At 38.0% G+C, this 22,048-nt stretch carries 19 protein-coding genes; 2 read left to right on the top strand and 17 right to left on the bottom strand.

The features are described 5' to 3' along the window. Positions 1-6: 6 nt before the first annotated feature. The 10 genes from wbjC to JMX13_RS08285 form a co-directional block, all read right to left on the bottom strand. Positions 7-1,119 carry a UDP-2-acetamido-2,6-beta-L-arabino-hexul-4-ose reductase gene (gene wbjC, locus JMX13_RS08330; RefSeq protein WP_201612059.1) on the bottom strand — a complete coding sequence of 371 codons (1,113 nt, stop codon included), beginning with the start codon at positions 1,117-1,119 and terminating at the stop codon, positions 7-9. Between the two features lie 2 nt (positions 1,120-1,121). Beyond that, entirely contained in the window at positions 1,122-2,156 is a 1,035-nt protein-coding gene (locus JMX13_RS08325) for a polysaccharide biosynthesis protein (protein ID WP_201612058.1), read from the bottom strand. A gap of 10 nt (positions 2,157-2,166) precedes the next feature. After that, complete coding sequence (locus JMX13_RS08320; protein WP_201612057.1) at positions 2,167-3,282, bottom strand: glycosyltransferase; 1,116 nt, start codon at positions 3,280-3,282, stop codon at positions 2,167-2,169. Positions 3,283-3,363: 81 nt separating this feature from the next. Then, positions 3,364-4,467, bottom strand: a complete 1,104-nt coding sequence (locus JMX13_RS08315; RefSeq protein WP_201612056.1) for an EpsG family protein — start codon at positions 4,465-4,467, stop codon at positions 3,364-3,366. Further along, entirely contained in the window at positions 4,464-5,369 is a 906-nt protein-coding gene (locus JMX13_RS08310) for a beta-1,6-N-acetylglucosaminyltransferase (protein WP_201612055.1), read from the bottom strand. Before JMX13_RS08310 ends, JMX13_RS08315 begins: the two co-directional genes overlap by 4 nt. Positions 5,370-5,404: 35 nt before the next feature. Further along, the gene (locus JMX13_RS08305) at positions 5,405-6,658 is read right to left on the bottom strand and encodes a flippase (protein WP_201612054.1); all 1,254 of its coding nucleotides are present in this window, start codon (positions 6,656-6,658) and stop codon (positions 5,405-5,407) included. A gap of 120 nt (positions 6,659-6,778) precedes the next feature. Further along, positions 6,779-8,767, bottom strand: a complete 1,989-nt coding sequence (locus JMX13_RS08300; protein ID WP_201612053.1) for a nucleoside-diphosphate sugar epimerase/dehydratase — start codon at positions 8,765-8,767, stop codon at positions 6,779-6,781. Positions 8,768-8,829: 62 nt separating this feature from the next. Continuing rightward, positions 8,830-11,106, bottom strand: a complete 2,277-nt coding sequence (locus JMX13_RS08295) for a GNVR domain-containing protein (RefSeq protein WP_201612052.1) — start codon at positions 11,104-11,106, stop codon at positions 8,830-8,832. An 84-nt stretch (positions 11,107-11,190) separates the two neighbouring features. Beyond that, positions 11,191-11,622, bottom strand: a complete 432-nt coding sequence (locus tag JMX13_RS08290; RefSeq protein ID WP_201612051.1) for a low molecular weight protein-tyrosine-phosphatase — start codon at positions 11,620-11,622, stop codon at positions 11,191-11,193. A gap of 12 nt (positions 11,623-11,634) precedes the next feature. Continuing rightward, complete coding sequence (locus tag JMX13_RS08285) at positions 11,635-12,690, bottom strand: polysaccharide biosynthesis/export family protein (protein WP_227686260.1); 1,056 nt, start codon at positions 12,688-12,690, stop codon at positions 11,635-11,637. A 410-nt stretch (positions 12,691-13,100) separates the two neighbouring features. Between JMX13_RS08285 and rluB the strand changes: the two genes are divergently transcribed. After that, positions 13,101-14,036, top strand: a complete 936-nt coding sequence (gene rluB / locus JMX13_RS08280) for a 23S rRNA pseudouridine(2605) synthase RluB (RefSeq protein WP_201612049.1) — start codon at positions 13,101-13,103, stop codon at positions 14,034-14,036. A gap of 115 nt (positions 14,037-14,151) precedes the next feature. On the opposite strand, the gene JMX13_RS08275 is transcribed toward rluB, so the two are convergent. The 3 genes from JMX13_RS08275 to JMX13_RS08265 all read right to left on the bottom strand — a co-directional run bounded on the left by JMX13_RS08275 (position 14,152) and on the right by JMX13_RS08265 (position 16,433). Further along, entirely contained in the window at positions 14,152-14,709 is a 558-nt protein-coding gene (locus JMX13_RS08275; protein ID WP_201612048.1) for a hypothetical protein, read from the bottom strand. Positions 14,710-14,753: 44 nt separating this feature from the next. Then, positions 14,754-15,431: a hypothetical protein gene (locus tag JMX13_RS08270; RefSeq protein WP_227686259.1), complete on the bottom strand. Its 678-nt coding sequence runs from the start codon at positions 15,429-15,431 to the stop codon at positions 14,754-14,756. 192 nt (positions 15,432-15,623) lie between these two features. Continuing rightward, positions 15,624-16,433, bottom strand: coding sequence for a hypothetical protein (locus JMX13_RS08265; protein WP_227686258.1), 810 nt, complete (start codon positions 16,431-16,433; stop codon positions 15,624-15,626). A gap of 170 nt (positions 16,434-16,603) precedes the next feature. Between JMX13_RS08265 and JMX13_RS08260 the strand changes: the two genes are divergently transcribed. Continuing rightward, a complete protein-coding gene (locus JMX13_RS08260; RefSeq protein ID WP_201612047.1) occupies positions 16,604-17,206 on the top strand; it encodes a LysE/ArgO family amino acid transporter in 603 nt (200 codons plus the stop codon). 61 nt (positions 17,207-17,267) lie between these two features. Here JMX13_RS08260 and JMX13_RS08255 read toward each other — a convergent pair whose 3' ends face one another. The 4 genes from JMX13_RS08255 to JMX13_RS08240 all read right to left on the bottom strand — a co-directional run bounded on the left by JMX13_RS08255 (position 17,268) and on the right by JMX13_RS08240 (position 22,025). Then, positions 17,268-18,650 carry an NAD(P)-binding domain-containing protein gene (locus tag JMX13_RS08255; protein ID WP_201612046.1) on the bottom strand — a complete coding sequence of 461 codons (1,383 nt, stop codon included), beginning with the start codon at positions 18,648-18,650 and terminating at the stop codon, positions 17,268-17,270. A 333-nt stretch (positions 18,651-18,983) separates the two neighbouring features. Further along, complete coding sequence (locus JMX13_RS08250) at positions 18,984-19,625, bottom strand: MarC family protein (protein WP_201612045.1); 642 nt, start codon at positions 19,623-19,625, stop codon at positions 18,984-18,986. 262 nt (positions 19,626-19,887) lie between these two features. After that, positions 19,888-20,748: a carboxylating nicotinate-nucleotide diphosphorylase gene (nadC, locus tag JMX13_RS08245; protein WP_201612044.1), complete on the bottom strand. Its 861-nt coding sequence runs from the start codon at positions 20,746-20,748 to the stop codon at positions 19,888-19,890. A 242-nt stretch (positions 20,749-20,990) separates the two neighbouring features. Beyond that, positions 20,991-22,025 carry an NUDIX hydrolase gene (locus JMX13_RS08240; RefSeq protein ID WP_201612043.1) on the bottom strand — a complete coding sequence of 345 codons (1,035 nt, stop codon included), beginning with the start codon at positions 22,023-22,025 and terminating at the stop codon, positions 20,991-20,993. Positions 22,026-22,048: the final 23 nt, after the last annotated feature.

The raw sequence follows: 22,048 nt of genomic DNA, 5'->3' as shown, positions 1-22,048 counted from the left end.
CAACTCTTATTCTGTTATTGGCATGGCATAAGTATCAGGTTTTTCTCGGTCAAAAATCTCGTTTGCCCACAGCATAACGATCATTTCATCCTCACCGATATTAGTAATATCGTGAGTCCAACCTGGTACAGTCTCGACAATTCGTGCTTCATCACCATTCGTGGTTAAATTATAGTATTCGCCAGTAACGATATGCTTAAATTTAAATAAAGCATTACCTTTAATGACTAAAAACTTTTCAGCCTTACTATGATGATAATGTCCACCTCGAGTAATCCCTGGATGAGCAGTAAAATAGGAGAACTGACCAGCATCCGGTGTTTTAAGCATCTCTACAAAGACACCGCGCTCATCACCATGTCTAGCTACCGTATAATCAAATTGCTTAGGCTGTAAAAAACTTAAATAAGTAGAATATAGAGCGCGGGTTAGACCAGTACCTACTGGCAGCGTTATCATGGTTTCACGCGACTGTTTAAACTCTCGCAGAGTGTCCGCTAAATTACCAACGGTAATTTGATACTCTGGCTCAATGACAAAGTATTGCTCTGGTGAATAATGACCTTCAATCATCTGCCAAAATGTCTCTACTACATCATCTATATAAACTAAGCGAATAACCGCATCGGGATTATTAATTTGAATGGGTAAATCGTTAGCAATATTATGGCAAAAAGTCGCCACTGCCGAGTTATAGTTAGGGCGTGACCATTTACCAAATACATTAACCAAACGACAAATATAGACTGAATTACCTTGATTGTTATTTAAATCAATTAATACCTGCTCTCCACCGAGTTTACTTTGACCATAAGCATTGTCTTGCTCTGCTTGAATAGATGAAGATAAGATAATCGGAGTTTTTTTATTATACTCTATTAGCAAATCAGCAATTTTTTGCGTTAAGGTAATATTGCCCTCTACAAACTCTTGCTCATTTAATGGACGATTAACGCCCGCTAAATGTATGATCCAATCTGCTTTGATAACCGCATCTTTTAACTCATACTCACTAGAGTTACGGTTAAAACACAAGATATTAATATCATTTTTTTCGGATAAAAATTGAATAAGGTTTTTAGCAATGAAACCATTAGAGCCAGTTACTAAAATATTCACAATTACGCCTCCGGATCAATATATCTGCCTTCGGTTAAAGCACGGACAAACTCAAGCTTGAGGAGCAGCTGCTTCATACCTTCTACATCTAGGCGTTCTGTATTATGGGAGTTATAATCCTCAATTTCGGTTATATGTAGATCACCTTCTTCAACATATTTCCCATAGTTAAGGTCACGCTGGTCTGCTGGTACTCGATAATAATACCCCTGATCGATAGCTACGGCCATTTCTTCACGGCTTAAAAGGGCTTCATAAGCCTTTTCACCATGGCGTGTACCCATAATAACAATAGGATGCTCATTAAAATTCATCAGCTCTTTTAAAGCTTTGGCTAGTACTTCGATAGTGGCAGCAGGTGCTTTTTGCACAAAAATATCACCATTCTCACCGTGCTCAAAAGCATACAACACTAGATCTACCGCATCTTCTAACGTCATCATAAAACGTGTCATATTAGGATCAGTGATAGTTAAAGGCTTACCCTTTAATATCTGATCCACAAATAGAGGAATCACTGAACCACGAGACGCCATGACGTTGCCATAGCGCGTACCGCAAATCACCGTATCTAAACCTTCTAAGTTACGAGATTTAGCCACCATGACCTTTTCCATCATGGCTTTGGAAATACCCATCGCATTGATAGGATAAACAGCTTTATCAGTACTTAAGCAAACCACACGCTTCACTTTATTTTGAATAGCCGCTTCTAGTACGTTTTCTGTACCAAGCACATTGGTCTTCACTGCTTGCATTGGGTGAAACTCACATGATGGTACCTGCTTAAGAGCGGCTGCATGGTAAATATAATCCACACCACGGGTAGCACTAAGTAAGCTGTAGTAATCTCTTACATCGCCAATGTAAAACTTGAGCTTAGAATTGGCATAGGCTATACGCATGTCTTCTTGCTTCTTTTCATCGCGACTAAAGATACGAATTTCTGCGATATCAGTATCTAAAAAACGTTTTAGTACAGCGTTGCCGAATGAGCCTGTTCCACCAGTGATTAAGAGGGTTTTATTTTTGAACATAGTTAAATTCTTATAAGTGTTTATGAATGATTTCTAAATACTTTTCAGCTCTATCTTTGGCTGTTGAGAAACTGAGGGCATGATTTCTAGCCTCCCTTAGATTATTAGCATCTACCTTATCAGATTTATAGAACTCAGCAATTTTGGTAGCGATATCATCAGCATCTAATGGATTGAAGTAAGTAGCATGATTACCACATACATCACGTACAAACCCTCTGTCGGATGCAAATAGAGGTTTTTCCATAGCCATCGCTTCTAGTGGTGTGGCAGAAAAACACTCTAATAAACTTGGAAATATTACTCCATCTAGCTGCTCATAAAAAGAAGGACATTGATCTGGGGCTAGAGATCCCACTGATGAAACGTATTTTTTAAAAAATGCATCTTTACTCACCCATTCAAAATCGTTCAGTGTGGTATAGAAACGCACACTAAGATTGTGATGAAGTTGGAGTACCTCGGCAACCGCAGGCAATATATCTAAATTTTTATGAGGGTAGTCTCTAGTTAAAAACCCTAAAGAAATGGCTTCATTGCTCTTCTGAATTGAAACATGCTTCCACTCACTTTTATCATAATATAAAGAAGATACTGTATTATGAATAATACTAATTTTATTAGAATCAACACCTTTCAGAGAAACAAGCTTATCTCGCACATGGTCTAATTCGACTATATAGTGATCTGATCTAAGGAAAAATAGCCACTGTAAACTAAATTTTAAACGTAGCTCAATTCGCTTAAGAGGCTTCATTCTTTTTGAAATAGGGTTATCAAAGTTTAAAATCCATGGTTGGGCAAAACCAACTATTTCATTCTGAGCTTTAACCCTTAAATAATTCGGACCAAAAATTGTAAAAACCGTGTCATAGTACTTTATTCTTTTGTTTAAATTAGAGTTAAAAGCTTTTATACCAAAAACATCTATAATATCGTATTGATCAAAAACTAAAACTTTAGTATTTAATCTATTAAGTCCATCTGCAACTTCACTAGATACAACTATATGAAAATTTGATAACTCAGATTTCAATAATGACATTTCGTATAGAAAAGATATCGCAACTTGTACTCCTCCACCATTATGCAGATTAGAAGCATTAATTAATATTTTTTTACTCATATAATACGACCAAATTTCCATATTAAAAACTATAGTTAACATACTTATATTTCTAAAAAAATTTAGAATTAAAAAACAATATCAATCTCTATATATCCAATAATTATAGGCATCTGACTCCCAGTTATTTGGTGGAAAACCTAAGAAGTACTGAACTAATATATTCATCTTGAGTTGATAGTGCATTTCAAAGGTTCCATGAAGAAACCTATGCAAAGATATACTAACATAGGTTAAAACTAAAATAATCATTAATACTTTTTTAGAATTTATTACTTTATAAATTCCATTTGTTAGTGCAATCAATACAAATGGAAGTAAATACAGCCTAAACCTTTGAGCTAAAATAGGTAGGCCTAATGATGCAATTTCAATCAACAGTAGTAGTAATGTTGATCTATATATGTAATCTTCGGCATCGTTACTATCAGAAGCTACCTTTCTTTGAAAGTAGAGGGCTAAACAATACATGCCAATTCTTGTAACACTAGAATATACATTTGCTATAGTTGAGCTAGATGAGTAAAACTCAATTTTCTCTGATGCTGAACCATTCAATAAATAAGGTAAAGCTACTGAAATAAGTACACCCAATATTACTGCAACTAACAAAGCCGTAGCTATCATAATAAATATATTTTTTTTCGATCTTATATTTAATATTCTTATTTTCCCTGTAAGCAGAAGTATAGCTGAACTGTGAAAGCCACTTGATAAAATTATAAAAATCGCATTAGGATATTTTTTATATAAACAGAAAGCGGATAACAAAACTATTGAAGCTAGCAGCTGTCTCAATACGTCATTAATAAACGGATAAGCTAGCGCAAAAAATACAGTTGCTGCTAGTATTGGTAACTTAGAATATCTCTTAAAAACCATTAGCAGCAAAACGATGTTAGCAACTTTAATAACTATGGCAAAAAACCAAAAGCTAATATGGGGGGAAAGTATTTTTACAGAGTAATTATATAAAACTTCAAAACTATCAATATCATCAGTAAGAATATAGTTATCCTTATATCCTACCCAGTCAACTCCAACTTTATAGCCGAAACCTAAAACAAATATTATTAATAATGAACTTAACAACCATAGGAAATATTTTATATTCTTATTTACATTAGAAATTTCCACTAACGAAAAAAACATTAATACTAGGTATACAAAGAAAATACCATTCATTTATTTTCACCGTTGAACGAAAATTCTAAATTTATTTTATCAACCAGCTCTGAACCATCAGCACTTCTCACTTTCCTAACAAAGATTTTTTCAGAATTTTTTATTTCTTCCCAATCTCTAATAGAGTACCATTTTGCTAATGATATATGAACAATATGGATATTTGATAAATAATCCAAGCCATAATATTTGAAATCTTGCAATCCTGTACATTTTTTAGATAGTTTAGAATTACCTAAAATAGTATGAATGTAATATTCGTCAGGAGCATAGGTATGCTTAAACATTTGTCTAAACCATGGGTTATTATCGTGGTAGTCTATAACATATCTGCCACATTCATCACTTAAAGCTACCCACTGGCTTCCTTTATATGCAACAATATCGTCTCTCCATTTATTTCTTATCTTAGTATGTAAAGAAATTCTTCTCACAACCCTAAGTATATTATGAGTTACCCTATTTCTTTTACGAAAAGGGTTGTCCATAATATACTTAAATTTTACTTGCTTAACATATGTAGGATGGCTCTTTGAATCTATAAATTTTATAAAACTCTTATCAATATTACTATTAAAAATACTTTTAATATAAGACTCAGATTTTATAGGATAACAACTGCCAGATAAAAATATATAATGAGAAAAATCAGCGTCAAATTTAATAGCTTGCCTAAGCAAAGCAATCATAGTATCTACCATAGAGATACCTGCCCAAGAGATTTTTATTCGCGGAAATAGAAAATGAACATTTGAATTTTTTATAGTATTTACAAACTCTGAATCATCAACATAGCCATCAATATGAATAAACATTTCGCAATTTTTCCCAAGAGCATTTATAAGCTGTTGTAAATGATTTATATCATCATATGCCATTATGCAATAAGCTATTTTCTTCATAATTAAATACCTAACCTTGTATTCTTGATCTTAAATTATTTGGCAAGTATTAGTTCTTTTAAATAACCGTATTTAATACAAAAAACTAATAATAATAATATTGTGACAATCTCACTTATGGCAATTCCTAAAGAAGCTCCATAAGATCCGAAAGATTTAATTAGAAGCCAAGTATATATTACATGTAGTATACATACTATAAGTGGGATCTTATAATATAAGCTTTTATGACCTAAGGGAATTAAAATATAATTACATAGTATTACAGATATAACTGAACAAAATAATGCTACAGCTAAAGGGTTAGTTAATTTTGCTGATTCACTGTATGTACTCCCGAGGATTATCCCTATGATACTGGGACCAAACTTTATATATAGTATACAAGTAAATACTAAAATTATAACTTGAACCATTAGTATTTTTTTAAGAAAAAGAAATGCACTTGCTCTATTTTCTATAAAAAGAATATTAACTCTTGGAAATATTGCTCCACCAGTAATTATAAAAATACCCGCTATTGCGGCTCTAAATTTATCGGCTGCACTATAAATGCCAACCTCATAGTTCGAAGAGGCAAAACCTATTAGAATAGGAGTACTAATCGTATAAACACTAATCGCTAAACCCCCTAAAAAGAAAGCGCTGGAATCTTTTATCTCTACTAAAAAATTATTAAATACATTAGTGTTGGGTTTAGATATATCTGAATTTTTGAAAATGTATATCCAAGATAAAGAAGCTGCTATTAGAAATGCCATTGATTGAATAATAGCTGCTATAAGAACATCATTACTATTTTTGACTAAAATAAATGTTAAAGGAAGAATGCTGAGCTTAGCTATCACTTGGGATAATAATATTATCTTTATATTTTCAATAGCTTGAAAATACCATAATGGGAATATTAATGATGCAATCATCTGTGGTATTAATACAATTACTATATTAAATACATCATTTATCTTTTCATTAGTAAAGCCAATTATAAAAACAACCAATAGTACGATTAAAAATATAACTAACTTTGCAAATAAAACGTCCCAAAAAACTTGATTTATAGGTAAATTTTTTCTATTTAGCTCTGCTATTTTTTTTGTTGCACTAAATATAAATCCAAAATCTATACATATACAGCAGTACAATACAATAGTAGTAGCAAACGATAATTTTCCAAAATTAACTGCTCCTAGTATTCGTGCCAAATATGGAAATATCAATAATGGTATTAAATAATTTAATCCTTGAGCAAATATTAAATATGCTAAATTTTTTCTAAATGGCGACATATTTATATTACCCTACATACACTGATTTTAAATTCAAAAATAATTTTTAGAATTAGTAAAAAATCTTATAATATAATCATTTTTACTCACATTACAAAACTAAATGATAACCCTATAAAATTATTGACTTTCACAACTGTGTTTTGGATCTGGAATGTTATCCTGATAGCCTTCTACAAACTGCTTAAATTGCTGCTTTAGCCAAACCACATCGAATTCTTTTTGCTTTTCATTAAGCTCAAACAGTACTGACTCAAGATTCTCCAATGGAAAGCTATGCTCTATCGCTTGCATGATAAGCGGATGATCAGTGGATTCGACGTTATCCTCACCAATAATCAACTCCTCATAGAGCTTTTCTCCGGCTCTAAGCCCTGTAAAGATTACTTCGATATCACCTTCAGGATGGGCAGCATCTTTTATATCAAAACCACTTAAATGAATCATTCGCTGTGCCAAGTCAACGATTTTGACCGGGTCGCCCATATCAAGCACAAATACTTCACCGCCTGATGCCATTGCACCTGCTTGGATAACCAAGTTTGCCGCCTCTGGAATCGTCATAAAATAACGAGTCACATTAGGATGGGTCACTGTAATTGGTTTACCTTGTTCTATCTGCTTGGTAAATAACGGTACTACAGAGCCTGATGAGCCTAGGACATTACCAAAACGCACCATACTGATACAGGTTTGGCTATCTGTCTGGCTTAATGCTTGGCAGACCAGTTCTGCCAAGCGTTTAGAGGCACCCATCACGTTGGTCGGTCTTACTGCTTTATCGGTCGATATAAGTACGAAAGTTTCGACATTGGCTTGGATAGCCGCTCGGGCGCAGTGATAAGTACCTTTAGTATTATTAATAACCCCTTCAAACGGATTATGCTCTACCATAGGTACATGTTTATAGGCGGCTGCATGATAAACCGTTTGTATATTATGAAGTTTCAGTATTCTAAGTAGGTTCGATTCATTGGTGACGTTACCGATCACCGCAAAGATTTTAATATCTTTATACGCTGGGGTATTGGCTTGTTTGATGCTTAGCTCTTGATGGATACTATACAGCGCAAACTCGGACAGCTCATAAAGTACAAGACATTTGGGCTGGTTCTTGATTACTTGACGGCATAATTCACTACCGATGGAACCACCTGCGCCAGTAACCAGCACACATTTACTGCTGATATTTTTTTGCAATAATAAAACATCAGGTTCGACAGTCTGCCGATCTAAGACATCTAAGATATCCACCTTACGCATACTACTAACGGTTACTTTTTCGTCAGCGATTTCCTCTAAGCTGGGCAATTCTTTTATTTTTATAGCAATGCCTGAGAGCTTATCTATAATCTGTCTTTTTTGCGCGCGGCTAATAGAAGGTATAGCCAGAAATACTTGCGCAATATCTAACTCTTCTACTAAACTTACTAACTCATGAGCAGGATAAATCTTTTTGCCGAGTAAATAAGCACCGGTAAGCTGTGGATCATCATCAATATAAGCCATGACATTATATTTATGAGAGTTTCTTAAGCCTTCTAATAAATCTCGACCGGCCTCTCCCGCACCGTAAATAACGATATTGTCATAACCATTTTCATTCCTAATACGGCTCTGATTTTTACCTTGTAGCCGCGTTAAAAGTTCACGAATGGTAAGCCTACTATTCCATAACCAAATAAAGAATAGAAATAAATATAAAATGGGTACAGCACGTGGTAAATCAGGAAGGAGTTTAAAATAAAGAATGGTTTGGGCGATAATTATGAGCACAAAGAATAGCTGCAACACACTACTCATCATTGCATCGAAAAAGCCTCTAGCCACGCCATTGTAAAATCCAATAGCGTATAAGCATAAGACTGGGATCAACGCACTCAGACTTATTACTAATAAGCTGACATGATGGTCTATATATCCATATCTTGCTGAAATTGCAAAAAATAAACAAACAGCTGACATGATAAAGTCAGCCAACATTAAGATACTACGCTTAATACTTCTAGGTAGGCTAAGCAAAAACTTAGCGCTACGCTCAGCAAGACCAGTAGATATTATAGCTTTAGTATTATGGGATTTGGATGAGACTAATGGGTCTATTGACATAACAAACAACTGTTTTATTCAAGCATTAATATTTGAAACATTATATATTTACCAACTTACCCTTAGTTATTATTGCCATAGGCATAACTATAATGATAGCTGTACTTACTTAGTAATCCCTGCTGTACATCATTTAAGATAATACCGTCCACTTTGATATTGGCTTTATTCATCTGATTGATCGCATACACCACCTGACCTTCTATAGACTTATCGTAGCGAGCCACCATCAACACTTTATCTGCATACTGGGATAGAATCATGGCATCAGAAGCAGCTAAAATCGGTGGTGAGTCGATAATAATATAGTCATAATGCAAGTTTAGTTCTGCCATTAAATGATCGAAACTGCCATTAGCCAATAATGATGCCGGATTACGTGGGTGCTGACCTCGTGGCATGAAGTCAATATTATCTATACCAGTCGCATGGATAAAGCTTGCTAAATTACTCAGCGCTTGACTGTCAACAACTTGTGAGACTTGAGCATTATCTTTAGATAAATGTGTCTTATCTTGTGATAAATAATCCCCTAGACCATTATCCTGACTCATACTAAACATCTTATGCAGCTCACCCAAGCGCATATCGGCATCTATAATCAGGACTTTTTTATCCAACTGGGCAAATACCTCAGTTAAGTTAGACGATATAAAGGATTTACCAACACCAGGACTCTCACCGGTAATCAGAATAACTTTGGCGCGTTGACCTGCTCGACCTTGTGCTGGCATACCAAACATCAGATTCGTTCTTAAGCTTTTAATAGCCTCATAACTTAAGCTATTATTATCCACATAAGCCAATAGTCTATTAGGGGCTTTCTTGTTCTGGCGTAATCTCGTCAATAATGGAGAACGTGGGACCGTCGCTACCACAGGTACACCAGTCTTGGCCTCTAAACGCTCAGGGTCTTTGACAACATTTCTTAGCATATTTTTAATAAGAACCAACATAGCCCCAAGCATAGCGCCCAATAGTGCTGCCAATGTAATAATTAACAGTTTCTTTGGAGCAATGGCTTTATAAGTACTGATTGGTAAATCAACAATTCGGGCAAAACCTAGTTGACCTGCTTTAGCAATTTGCAATTGCTGATAGTTTTTGAGTAGAGTTAAGTAAATCTCTCTGTTAATTTCAGTATCTTGTGATAATTTCAGAAACTCTCTTTGTAATTCAGGTAAACCTGCAATTGTATCGTCGATATCCTGCTTTCTATCGTTCAATACTTTTAATTGCTCATCGATCTGAATAACTAGAGGATGCTCTTCGGTATAATAAGTTGTCAAATCGGCTTTTTTAAGTTTTAGCTCATTTAGCTGTACATCAATATTAGAATTCTCAGTAAGTAATAGCTCAGCTTCTTTTGCGACATCGATAGTGCCATACTTTTTACGGAACTCATTGAAAACCCCTTCTGCATCCTCAAGTTTTTTCTTAAGAATAGGAATTTGGGTCTCCATAAACTTGATTGTTTTGTTCGTCTCCTCAGAGCCGCGAGATTGGTTCTGACCTATGTATGATAGGATAATATCCTTAAGTATCATACTCGTTTGCTGCTGATTAGCGCCAGTCATCGAAAGCTCGATAATACCTGTTTGCTTACCTTTTTCAACAACTGATAGTGATTTATTAATATCATCAGTAGTCGTCTGCAATGACTGTTTAGTGATACGGATAGCATGACCATCAGCTGGTAAGTCATTGACGGTAATATGAATCTGACCGTCTACGCCGCTGAATTTCTGTGGCTGGTTAAGCTTCCCTTTAAAGTCGTCAAAACCGTTAGTTAGGACAAATCCAGTACCCACTCGGTTTATAGTAAAAGGTTGGTTTAGATAGGCTTGTGAGACGTTGAATTCGCTAACCTGCACTTGACCTTCTGCTGTTTTTAGAGAAACGCCTTCGGGTGCATTTATTTGTGTATGAGTACGATCATTTATTATTTTGTCAATAGCACTAACATCAAGATCGGCTAGTTGGATACGTAAATGTAGTTGATTGACTACCGGCTCCAAAATCATTCTTGAACGAATCAGCTCAGCTTCAGTCTGTGCTTTACTATTTTCCGAGCCTAACAAATCAGAGATATTCTCACCCAGAGCTGGCAGACCTGATGACTTTTCATCAATTTGAATCAGAGCATCAGATCGATAGGTAGGATTAACATAGCGACTATAAAGTATACCAAGAACTAATCCTAGCAATATGAAGAATAAAATAACTTTCCATCCACGTAATAACGCCAATAATAGCGCCATTAGATCAATTTCGTCATTATCACTATTATTAGCGTTATCGTTAATAGGCTTCGATATTTTTTGTGAATCTGTATTCATATTTATATATTCATCGCTTAAGGTTAATCACTTTGTAGCAGAGGAGTTAATAATTACTACTATCTATAATTTCGAACCGAACACTTAATTAACTTTATCTGTCCACTGCTCGAGACTATCAACAATATCTTGGTATGCTGTTTTAAAAGCACTCATCTCATGCTTATAAGGATCCGCAATATCTTTGTTCATCCAATGACCCAGCTTAAAGGTTTTACCACGGCAAAACGGCCAGCGCTCTTCTATCCATTTTGTTTGACCATCTGACATAGTAAAAATAATATCGGCTGTTTTTGCTAAATTTTCATCGATTTGTTTTGCAATATGACTAGTTATGTCGATATCTTGTTTAGCCATAATTTCTAGGGCAGCAGGATCCGCAGGATGCCCGACTAAAGCACCAACACCGGCAGAATCAATATCTTTGTTGGGAAAACGCTGTCTTAATAGCGCTTCTGCCATTGGGCTACGACAAATATTACCAACGCATACAACTAAAATATTATCAAATGCCATAACTATTATTACCTATAAGCCTGAAAGAATACCAACTGCTGAGGTTGATGGTAGTATTGCACTGATAACGCGATTCCAACGTGTCAAGCCAGTTGGGTCAACGTAAACAATGTCATTGGCCTGCATCTCGAACCGATTGGCAAGCGCGAAACTGGTAATGGTTTGCATATCTACATAGTAAATATCTGTCGTTCTAGTATTGAGGTTATCACGTACCACATATATTTTGGCAGCGTTAGCAGTATTAGAATCTAGACCTTTTGATTCACCAAGCACCTGCGCTAAACTAATACCTTGCTCTAAAATAGGCACAGGCTCTACACGACCAAATTCTCCTAAGACATATACCTTATTACGGTCTTGGCTGTTTACATGAATAGAGTCACCATCTTGCAGATAAATCTGATTAGCCGACGTCCCTAGCTGACGTAACGATTGTAACCCTATATTGTAGCTTACCCCTTTGCGGTTAAACACAATATTATTCGAGTCGCCGGTAGAAGTAGCGCCACCTGCCATAGAAATAGCACCATATAACGAAACTGGCGCATCAGCAATTGTAAATTCGCCCGGCTGCTTAACGGCCCCATCAATAAAAAACTTATTGCCACGGTAGTCTACAATTTTAACCTGTGGGTCTGAATACTTAAGATAGCGTTGAAGTTGTTTTTGTAAGTTCGCTGTAAATTGCGGCACACTCATACCACTAGCTTTAATACGTCCAACCAATGGAAACTGAACAAAACCTTGTTGATCAACAGGGAAGCCTGAAACATAAGGATTGCTGCTATCACTTGCTGCTAGAGGTGTTATGTTTGGATAGCCTGTGAGTATAATACTAAGAATATCGCCTTCAGAAATACGATATTCTGCCCGACCAGAATTTCTTATTAACTGTGCTAAATTGGCATTTGGCATCACTGCCTGTTTTGGCGGTAACGTTGCTAAATTCAAAGGTTGAATATTAAAATGCAAACCGTTTTCAGCAATGAATGCCCCATTAGGGGGTAATTCACCCGCTTGTAGCCCAGCATTAATGCTAGTACAGCCTGAAACCAAACTAATCATTAACAGACACTTTACACTTAATAGCTTTGATGAATTGAAAAACATAAAAAGACCTTTATAAATCATAGATATAAGTAATGTCTAGCAATGAGAAAAAAGACAGCCATACTAAAACGCACATACTATGCACAAAAAACAAAGCCATAATAACATAGGTGGTTAAAGATTGAACAGATAAGGTAAATTTTTTGGTGAAATCTACTTAAGAGTAACATTTAGTTAGATTTAACTTTTATGAATACTAAATTGATTCATGATGCATAGCACTTAACTATATAAACGGAAGTTTATTACACCATAGTTAGTCTTAAAGAAACTTCTATTAAACATAACTTATATAAATAGCGTATAATATTCAGTCCAAATTTACACATTGAGAAATGTGAACCCACCGATTCAAGGAAATCGTTATGAAAGATGAAAAACTCCAAAAAGCCCTCGCCCGTATGGGACTTGGCTCACGTCGTCAGATGGAAGAAGTAATTAAAGCAGGTCGCGTAACCGTTAATAATGGTCCTGCGACTATCGGCGACCGTGTCGAACAAGGCGATGAGATTCGTGTTGATGGTCGTCAGATCAAATACACTGCCGAAAATGAAAAGCGTCGTCGCGTTTTAGCCTATTACAAGCCTGAGGGCGAAGTCTGTTCTGCTAATGATCCAGAAGGTCGTCCAACGGTATTTGAACGCTTACCAAAGCTGACTCATGACCGCTGGGTAATGGTTGGCCGCTTGGATATTAATTCTACTGGTTTGCTATTGTTTACCAATGATGGTGAAATGGCGCATCGCCTGATGCATCCCTCTAGCGAAGTGACACGTGAATATGCCGTGCGTGTGCTTGGTGAAGTGACACCAGATATCGCTCGTACGTTAACGTCTGGCGTCATGTTAGAAGATGGCATGGCGCAGTTTGAAGATATCAAAGAAGGCGGCGGCGAAGGCGTCAATAAGTGGTATCACGTCAGGCTAAAAGAAGGTCGTAACCGCGAAGTACGTCGTTTGTTTGAATCACAAGGTCTTAAAGTGAGCCGTTTGCTGCGTACACGTTACGGTACGATTGTCTTACCAAAAGAGCTACGTACCGGTCGTTTCTTAGAGCTCGATAAAAAAGAAATTAATACTTTGACGGATTTGGTGAGCTTGCGTCCACGTCATGGTACTGGTCTGCATGGTGCAGCTAAAGAGAAGCAAGAGCGTATTAAAAACAAGCCGCTTAAAGCACGTCGTACGGACACTCGTGGCGATAATCGTAATAACACTAGTAGTAGCGCTAAACCAAAAAGTAGCGGTAGCCCTGCCAGTCGCGGTACACGTAATACTCGTGACCGCAATGATAAGCGTTAGTTTGAAATCCCTGTAAATTTTTTATAAATTTATAGTTAATAATAGAAAAGCGGTCAATGATTCATTCATTGATCGCTTTTTTATTTGTTTCTTAATAACCCTACTAACTTAAGCCTTAGCTATCATGGCTATTAATATAGTTGTTCATCACTCGTAACTCTTGCAGTTGCTGAACCTCTATTTGCTTTAATAGGTCATCTAGACGATGCTCTATATTATCTAATGCCTCTTGCAACAATTCACTGGCTTCAGCTTTTTTTTGCTGATTCGACTCATTATTAATTCTATTCATATTTACTAGCTGATAATGACTGACCAACATTTCGGGCAGCCGAGTATGCAACATTTTATTTAACACAAACTGCTGCTCTATGACGGCAGGCGTTTTATTCTGAGCTTGTAGTGTTTTGTGATAAGATTGATAATTGCTGACCTTTTCATCGATACGCTGTAATTGAAGTAGCTGATTATTTGGCAAAACTTTTAAGTGCTTTTTATTTAAATTTAGCTGCTGCCAATTGATAGAAGTTAACGATAATGGTGCATTATCATCCTGATATGTCAGCACGCCTGGGGTAATGCCGACCATTTTATGCAATGCGTGCCAGCTCTTTCTACCTAAATAAATGGTAGTTACCGTCGTCACAATCCCAATACCGATTAAAATACTCATAGACACTTACTTACTCTTTATCGTTTAATCATGAGACTGAGCATTTACAGTTTAATATGTTCAGTGTTGCTCTCGCTTCTGCTATCAGTTGGACTATCAATCGCTTTGATATCTACATTACTATTAACAGTATCCTCACTGTTGGTAAGCTTTTGAACCTCTTGATTATCCGCAGAACTATTGAAACGCTGCTGTAAATATCGATTGGTCGCAAGCAGCTTTTGCCCATCTTGATGATAAGAGGCGTTTAGCAAGTCATCAAACTGGGTATTAATTGTCCTAAGCACTTCTAATAGCGCTTCTTTACCCGTGACATCAGAGTGCTTAATTTTAGTCGTGTCAGCAAGTGCGCCATCCCCCACATCTAAGTCATGCAAACGGCGATAGTCAGCCACCGCTAGTGGCACATGCCTATCCATTAGATTTTGAATCATGACATAGGTTTCATTGACAGTATCTTTATCATCGATTTTGCCATCGTTATTGGTATCGCCATAAATGACACGCAGCTTTTCGCCTTTGTCATTGATTTGATCAAGCGCTGCTTTGACCTCAACAGGTAAGCTTTTTTCAGGAATATAACCCAATTGCGGCATCGCTTTATACTCAAGCATTTTGGGTGCTGTGACTTTTTTGATACCACGATATCCAAGGTACAACCCAGCTGCTGGCAACACACCATATAAAATAAACATCACGAACATCGCAGTCACTTGGGTCATTAGGGTATCCTTGTTGTTTAGAAAAAATATTTAGTAAAAACTTTTGGCAAAATTATTGTTATTTTAGGAAATACTCAATGGTTATTATTAAACAAAAAGATAAGGCTGTATTAAAGCCTTATATTGTTATGTATTGAGCCGATTGTGTTTAATGATGATAACTGATTTTCAATAAAACCTTCTAAAAGCACACTAACTTTGCGTACGGCTTTTGACATAACGGTGCGTTGAAGCCAGTTTATTCATCACTGTTTGATGTAATTCGTCTAGTAACTCATCAAGCTCGTAATCAATTTCTAAAAACAAGTCAGTAAGCATATCGCCTGCGGTCATTTTTCCTTGGACGACATTATTCTTAGTACGATGAGGGCTAAAACGTTGTAGCTGCTCATAGTGATGTAGCGCCTCAGGAATACTTTCGGACACCAGCTTATCGATAACAAACTGGCGCTCATTATGTTGCTGTTGTTGCTCAGCATTGAGCTCGCTACTCCACTCACGGTAGCGCTTTAGCTTACTATTAATTCGGTCTAATATGGCGACCGCTTCAATCGGCATGGCGTTTAGGGTGGCTTCGTCAACCACATCAACTAGCTCAGTCATAATCGGACAGCGTCCATGTTTGAGATACCATAACGTATCTGGGTCAAAAGGAGGTCTATTGGTCGGGCGCATTTGGGCGCGATTAGATAGATAGCGATCGGTCAAAGGTGTCGGCGTTCGGATGTCACTTACTTGTGCTAAGGCATCACAAATACGTTCGGTACGCTGCGGCTCGTTAAGCGGTGAAGCATTAGAAGTTGTAGATTTAATTTTTCGAGAGTTGACTTGAGCATTAACTTGTTGCGAATCATCGCCACTGTTAATGCGGTCGTTTTTAGGATGCTCATTTTCAGAAACCTTTTTAGCGGCAGCTTGCTGAACATTTTTGGCAGCGATGGTTGGCAGGTCATCTTGGGCTTGCCCAAATGACTGTAGCATTCTTGTCAAACTTATAACCATGACCTACCCTGCTCCTCGCTTATTCTTTATTGACCGCTGGTGGCTTCTTAACATCTATTGCAGCACACATATTGCATTCGACCATTTTATCACTTATCTTAACAGCTTTTTTCGGCGCTGCCAGTAAGCAAACGTCACCGTTTTGATTCTTAAAGGATAAGCCAACCATCATGAATATCAACGATTATAGCGCCGGTTTTTTGCTTGGTTTATCCTTGATTATCGCCATTGGTTCACAAAACGCCTTTGTGCTAAAACAAGGACTGAAACGCGAACATATATTTTTCATCTGTTTATTTTGTGCCGTCAGTGACGCGATTTTAATCTCTGCTGGAGTAGCGGGCTTTGGTGCAGTGACAGCGCAATATCCACAAGTTGTGAACATCGCTAAAATCGCTGGCGTTATTTTCTTGCTAGGCTATGGACTGCAAAGCTTATATGCCAGTATACGCCTATCGCATGCGCTTACCGTCGAAGGTCAAGTTGTTACCAGTTTAAAAAAAGCGCTGTTGCTATGCTTTGGCTTTACTTGGCTTAATCCGCACGTCTATATAGATACATTGGTGCTCGTTGGCATGGTTTCAACTGGTGCTAGTAGCAAATTAGCATTTGCAGTCGGTGCGGTCAGTGCCTCGTTCTTTTTCTTTTTTGCATTGGGCTACGGGGCGCGCTTATTGAGACCGCTATTTGCCAAGCCAAAAGCATGGAATATATTGGACGCTTTGGTAGGAATTCTAATGCTGTATTTGGCTTGGCATTTATACCAAAGCTAAAAATAAAAAAACCAAATACGTTATTAAACGTATTTGGTTTTTTCTTTGTCATGCTTATTACTTATGACACTTTTTTACGTTTTTTAGGTTTAACAAAGGTTAAATTTAAAAAGTGCTCAAGCGAATCGTCGAGAATCTCTAACCATGGTTCTGGCAACTCAGGTGACATTGTCCCTGTCAAAGTAGAACGATAGGCCTTTTCTCTAAAGGTCATGATGTTCTCGGCTTTATCTCTTTGCCATTCTTTTAAAATTTCGCCCTGCTTTTCAACAGCAAATTCTGGATAATCAGTAACATTGGTCAAGTCACGAATATAAGCGGCTTGAAAGTCAATTGAATCACTAACCGTCACGCATTTAGCATAAGTAGCGAGCCATTTTTGCTCGTCTTCTTCACGCGCTACCAAATCGGGCAATTCGATATCACCCATAATTACATCACGTGCATACCACGCTTGCGCATCAAACATATTAAAGGTGAAATATTGGTCTTGCATGCCCAAATAAATCAGCTTTGGATTTGGCTGCCAAAAGATACCTTTATAAAGGTTGGCTGGGTATAAACAGTTGTGCGTCTGCAAACGCAGTTCATCTGGCATAAATGGGAAGTGGAACAAGTAACCCGTACACATGATGATAGCGTCAAATTTTTGGCTCGTACCATCGGCAAAGTGCGCGACATCGTCTTCAAAATGCGTCACTAATGGCACTTCTTTAATACCTTCAGGCCACTCATAACCAAGCGGTTGACTACGATAACTGATGGTGACTGATTTGGTACCGTACTTGTAACACTGCGTACCAATATCTTCGGCAGAATAGCTACTACCAACCAGTAAAATATCTTCATCTTTAAATTCTAGCGCGTCGCGGAAATCATGCGCGTGCAGAATACGACCTGGAAAGGCTTCTAGACCTTCAAAATACGGCATATTTGGCGTTGAGAAATGACCGGTCGCAACCACGACATAATCAAACTCTTCAACTTCTTGCTCGTCGGTTTTATGGTTCATCACTGTCACAGTGAATTTTTGCGTTTCTTCATCAAATGATACCCAACGTACGGGGCATTCAAAGCGAATATATTTTTGGATGTCTTGTTTATCGATACGGCCCATGATGTAGTCTTTTAGGACTTCACGGGGCGGATAAGATGGGATGGCTTCACCGAAGTGTTCGTCAAATGAATAATCGGCAAACTCTAAGCATTCTTTGGGACCATTCGACCATAAATAGCGATACATACTGCCGTGAACGGGTTCACCGTTCCTATCTAAACCAGTACGCCAACTATAATTCCACATACCACCGATGGCGTTTTGCTTCTCATAACATATTATTTCAGGTAAATCCTTTACCCCGGCTAATCGAGCCGCTTCAAAAGCACGTAACTGTGCCAAACCGCTTGGACCTGCACCTAAAATTGCAATTCTTTTCTTACTCAAAACCAACTCCTATAATATCATCGTACCTCTATTATAACATATTTGTATGGATGACGTTTTGATAGCAGACTTTTGGTAATTGATTAAAGTTTTTGCAAGTACTATAAAACTTAAAAAAGCAGTTATAAAACAACCTTTTAAGTTAGAATCTTGGTATTTTTTGTTGAGGCCTAGGTTTTTCTTGATATTAACTGAAAGTATTTAGAGAGATATAGGCTATGCTTTTCTACATAGCCTAAAAATTGGGATTTTAAAATATAATAATATAGTCCGTGCAAGCGATGAGGTTAAAACGCTGAAGTAAGGTTAAATAAATGTAGAGAAAAATAATACTTACATCAAATCAGGAAATAGAGTACGTAGTCCATTAACGATAATTTCGATAGCAACTGCCGCGAGTAACATACCCATGATTCGGCTCATAATATTTAGCCCTGTATCGCCCAATAAACGACTGATACGACCTGCTGCCATCAACGCTAAATAACAAAATAAGCTGATAAATAAACCGGCAATCAATATAGCAGAGACTTGCAAAATGCCAGTCACCTGTGATGAATAAATAATCACCGTCGAAATACCGCCGGGTCCAATCATCATGGGAATAGCAATCGGCACCACCGCTGCTGCCATCGTTGGCGGCGCACCGTGCAGATGGTCAACATCAAAGTTTTCTTGATCGGGCTTAACCGGATTGCCTTCACCATTCATCATATTTAAGGCGATTAAAAATACTAAGATACCGCCAGCTAACTGGAATGAACCAATCGAGATACCCAACGCTTTTAGTAGCGTCTCACCTGCTAAGGTAAAAAAGCTGATGGTGATAAAAATCGTCAGGCAAGCCACACGCGCTACTTTACGGCGATTATTTAGCGAATAGCCGCGAGTTGAATCCAAAAACAACGTCAAGGCGCCGAAAGGATTAATCAATACCATAAAGGCTAAGATTATCTTGATAATTTCAGTATCCACTGAGCGCTCGCTTATCTATTGGTCAAATCGGGCAAAAGATAAGGTCATCGCGCACAGGCAAGGATAACCTTATAATCGGTAGCAGCGGCATTGTAGCATAGGCAGTTAAGCCTATTAAATCATTAACTTCGCTTAATTTCCCATCCTTACCAATTCAATAGCATATCCGTACAAATCTGTCCTTTTAATAACCTGTTTAGCCGAGATTTATGCCAAAAAATAAACCATAAGACTAGGTCGCGATTTAGACTAAACATTAATCTTAGGCGCTAAAATCAAGGCCAATATCTAATGCCGTCGTGCTGTGCGTTAAATAACCCATCGCAATAAAATCAACGCCCGTTTTTGCGACTGCTTGTACCGTTTCAGGAGTGATACCACCGGAGGCTTCGGTTTTGGCGCGAGCTTTACACATCGCGACGGCTTTTGACAATATATCAGGCGCCATATTATCCAAAAGCACCAAACTTACGCCAGCTTCTAACGCTTGCTCTAACTGCGCTAACGTATCTACTTCAACCTCAATAGGAATCAGGTGACCAGCGAAATCTTGCGCTTGCTGAATAGCGGTTTTGATATCACCAGCGATAGCAATATGGTTGTCTTTAATTAAAATTGCATCATCCAAGCCCATGCGATGATTGCGCCCACCGCCGCAGCGTACCGCGTATTTTTGTACAATACGTAAGCCAGGAATGGTTTTACGCGTACAGGTAATTTGCGCCGGATATTCTGCGACGCTATCGACGATTTTTTTGGTATCTGTCGCAATACCACTTAAATGAGTCATGAAATTAAGCGCGGTGCGCTCTGCGGTTAGCAAATTCCGCGCGTTACCACGCACAATCGCCAGTACCGTACCCGCCTCGACAATTGCACCGTCATTGACTTTAGCAATAAACTCGATTTGCTCGTCAATCAGAGCGAAAGACAAGCGCGCCAAATCCATCCCGCATATCACGCCTGCTTGCCGAGCTTTAATCTGTAGTTGCGCTTGCATATCCGCTGGGATAGTCGCTTGTGAGGTCACATCACCGCGCCTGCCTAAATCTTCCGTTAATGCCGCTTCAACTAAAGGCTTAAGTAATATTTCGGCCAATGCTGGTTCTTGTTTAACTGTCATATTTGACCCTTATTTTTGTGTGCTAGCTTTTTACATGCTATATGCGTATTAAATAGCGCCTGAGTGCGCTTTGGCTTTACAAAAGCAATAAATACTGCTTAATTAAACTCAAAATGAGCATAAATATAGCGCAAAGTGCAAAGCCCCGCAAGAAAAGGGTGCAAATTTATAAAATTAACGAATATGATTTAGTTTTGATATGAGTATTTAGCTTTAGTATAGAAAGGCTTATGCAGTTGATGCTATTTTCGTTTAGGCAATTTACTATCCATCAGTAAGCTTTGTAGCTCAATATCATGGCGAAAGCGATAAAGCTTGGCAGGGCGACCACGTTGAGCGCTACTACTCTGCCCCGTCTCCATGACAAGGTTTTGCGCATCAAGTAGACGGCGGAAGTTTTGCTTGTGTAAGGGTACCCCTGATAACGCTTCAACACTTTGTTGCAGCTGTGATAAGGTAAACACATCGGGCATCAAACCAAAGATAAGCGGTCGATATTCAATTTTTGCACGTAACCTTGAGATGGCAGTCGCAATCACGCGGCGATGGTCGTAATACATCGGCACACCTATTAACTGCGACCAATTTGTCGGTAGTTGCAGCTGATAACTGGGCGGATAAGTCGGCGCTTCAGGGATTAATCCTGCTTCATAAAGCATCTCATAACGCAGCAAGACGTGCTCGGCTACCCATTCTCTATTTTCATAAGCCTTATCAGCATTTAGTGCTTTGTCCGTATCTTTGAAACTATCAATGGTTAAAGTCTCTTCACTGAATCCCCAGCATAAACCAATACGCTGAAGGCGGCGCTGCTGCACGACCAATTCTTTTGCGCTATCTGCCCAGCTTAATAACGCTGGCACAATATGATTCATAATCATACTTGGCATACCATTCAAGTGATTTTCCCACGGAAAATAATCGTACCAATCGCGCCATAATGCTTGGCTTGGCAGCTCCTGCATTTGCGCTTCTTGTACCAACCCTAGGTAGCTGACATACACCAGCGCATGACCATCGACGTTGCGCCGATTGGTATCCACAAAAGTATATAGCTGCTCCAAATAACCAAGCGGCTGCTGCGTTTGCTCCTCGACCCATTGACGTACGCCCGCTTGTAGTGAGCGATGTAATGGCATCAACGGACCATTTGGCAATAGCTTGCCTTGGTCAACCGTTAAAACGCGCGCGCGGTGCTCAGTAATCGCTACCAGCACGGCGACCACTTCTGTCGTCCCACTACCTTGTTGATGCGAATGCGAATAAGACAACGTCATGGCTTTAAAGGTTTCCTTTATGT

It is taken from the genome of Psychrobacter immobilis (assembly GCF_904846285.1).
GTDB classification, from domain to species: Bacteria; Pseudomonadota; Gammaproteobacteria; order Pseudomonadales; family Moraxellaceae; genus Psychrobacter; species Psychrobacter immobilis_D.
The sequence above is the reverse complement of the archived record's forward strand: the minus strand, read 5'-3'. Positions and strand labels throughout refer to the sequence as shown.

What these genes read in the sequence shown, in the direction of transcription:
- JMX13_RS08275 (WP_201612048.1), bottom strand. Translation starts at nt 14,709, where the DNA reads ATGAGTATTTTAATCGGTATTGGGATTGTGACGACGGTAACTACCATT.
- JMX13_RS08265 (WP_227686258.1), bottom strand. Translation starts at nt 16,433, where the DNA reads ATGGTTATAAGTTTGACAAGAATGCTACAGTCATTTGGGCAAGCCCAA.
- rluB (WP_201612049.1), top strand. Translation starts at nt 13,101, where the DNA reads ATGAAAGATGAAAAACTCCAAAAAGCCCTCGCCCGTATGGGACTTGGC.
- JMX13_RS08300 (WP_201612053.1), bottom strand. Translation starts at nt 8,767, where the DNA reads ATGTCAATAGACCCATTAGTCTCATCCAAATCCCATAATACTAAAGCT.
- JMX13_RS08305 (WP_201612054.1), bottom strand. Translation starts at nt 6,658, where the DNA reads ATGTCGCCATTTAGAAAAAATTTAGCATATTTAATATTTGCTCAAGGA.
- nadC (WP_201612044.1), bottom strand. Translation starts at nt 20,748, where the DNA reads ATGACAGTTAAACAAGAACCAGCATTGGCCGAAATATTACTTAAGCCT.
- JMX13_RS08295 (WP_201612052.1), bottom strand. Translation starts at nt 11,106, where the DNA reads ATGAATACAGATTCACAAAAAATATCGAAGCCTATTAACGATAACGCT.
- JMX13_RS08270 (WP_227686259.1), bottom strand. Translation starts at nt 15,431, where the DNA reads ATGACCCAAGTGACTGCGATGTTCGTGATGTTTATTTTATATGGTGTG.
- JMX13_RS08260 (WP_201612047.1), top strand. Translation starts at nt 16,604, where the DNA reads ATGAATATCAACGATTATAGCGCCGGTTTTTTGCTTGGTTTATCCTTG.
- JMX13_RS08325 (WP_201612058.1), bottom strand. Translation starts at nt 2,156, where the DNA reads ATGTTCAAAAATAAAACCCTCTTAATCACTGGTGGAACAGGCTCATTC.
- JMX13_RS08315 (WP_201612056.1), bottom strand. Translation starts at nt 4,467, where the DNA reads ATGAATGGTATTTTCTTTGTATACCTAGTATTAATGTTTTTTTCGTTA.
- JMX13_RS08285 (WP_227686260.1), bottom strand. Translation starts at nt 12,690, where the DNA reads ATGATTAGTTTGGTTTCAGGCTGTACTAGCATTAATGCTGGGCTACAA.
- JMX13_RS08310 (WP_201612055.1), bottom strand. Translation starts at nt 5,369, where the DNA reads ATGAAGAAAATAGCTTATTGCATAATGGCATATGATGATATAAATCAT.
- JMX13_RS08290 (WP_201612051.1), bottom strand. Translation starts at nt 11,622, where the DNA reads ATGGCATTTGATAATATTTTAGTTGTATGCGTTGGTAATATTTGTCGT.
- JMX13_RS08240 (WP_201612043.1), bottom strand. Translation starts at nt 22,025, where the DNA reads ATGACGTTGTCTTATTCGCATTCGCATCAACAAGGTAGTGGGACGACA.
- JMX13_RS08320 (WP_201612057.1), bottom strand. Translation starts at nt 3,282, where the DNA reads ATGAGTAAAAAAATATTAATTAATGCTTCTAATCTGCATAATGGTGGA.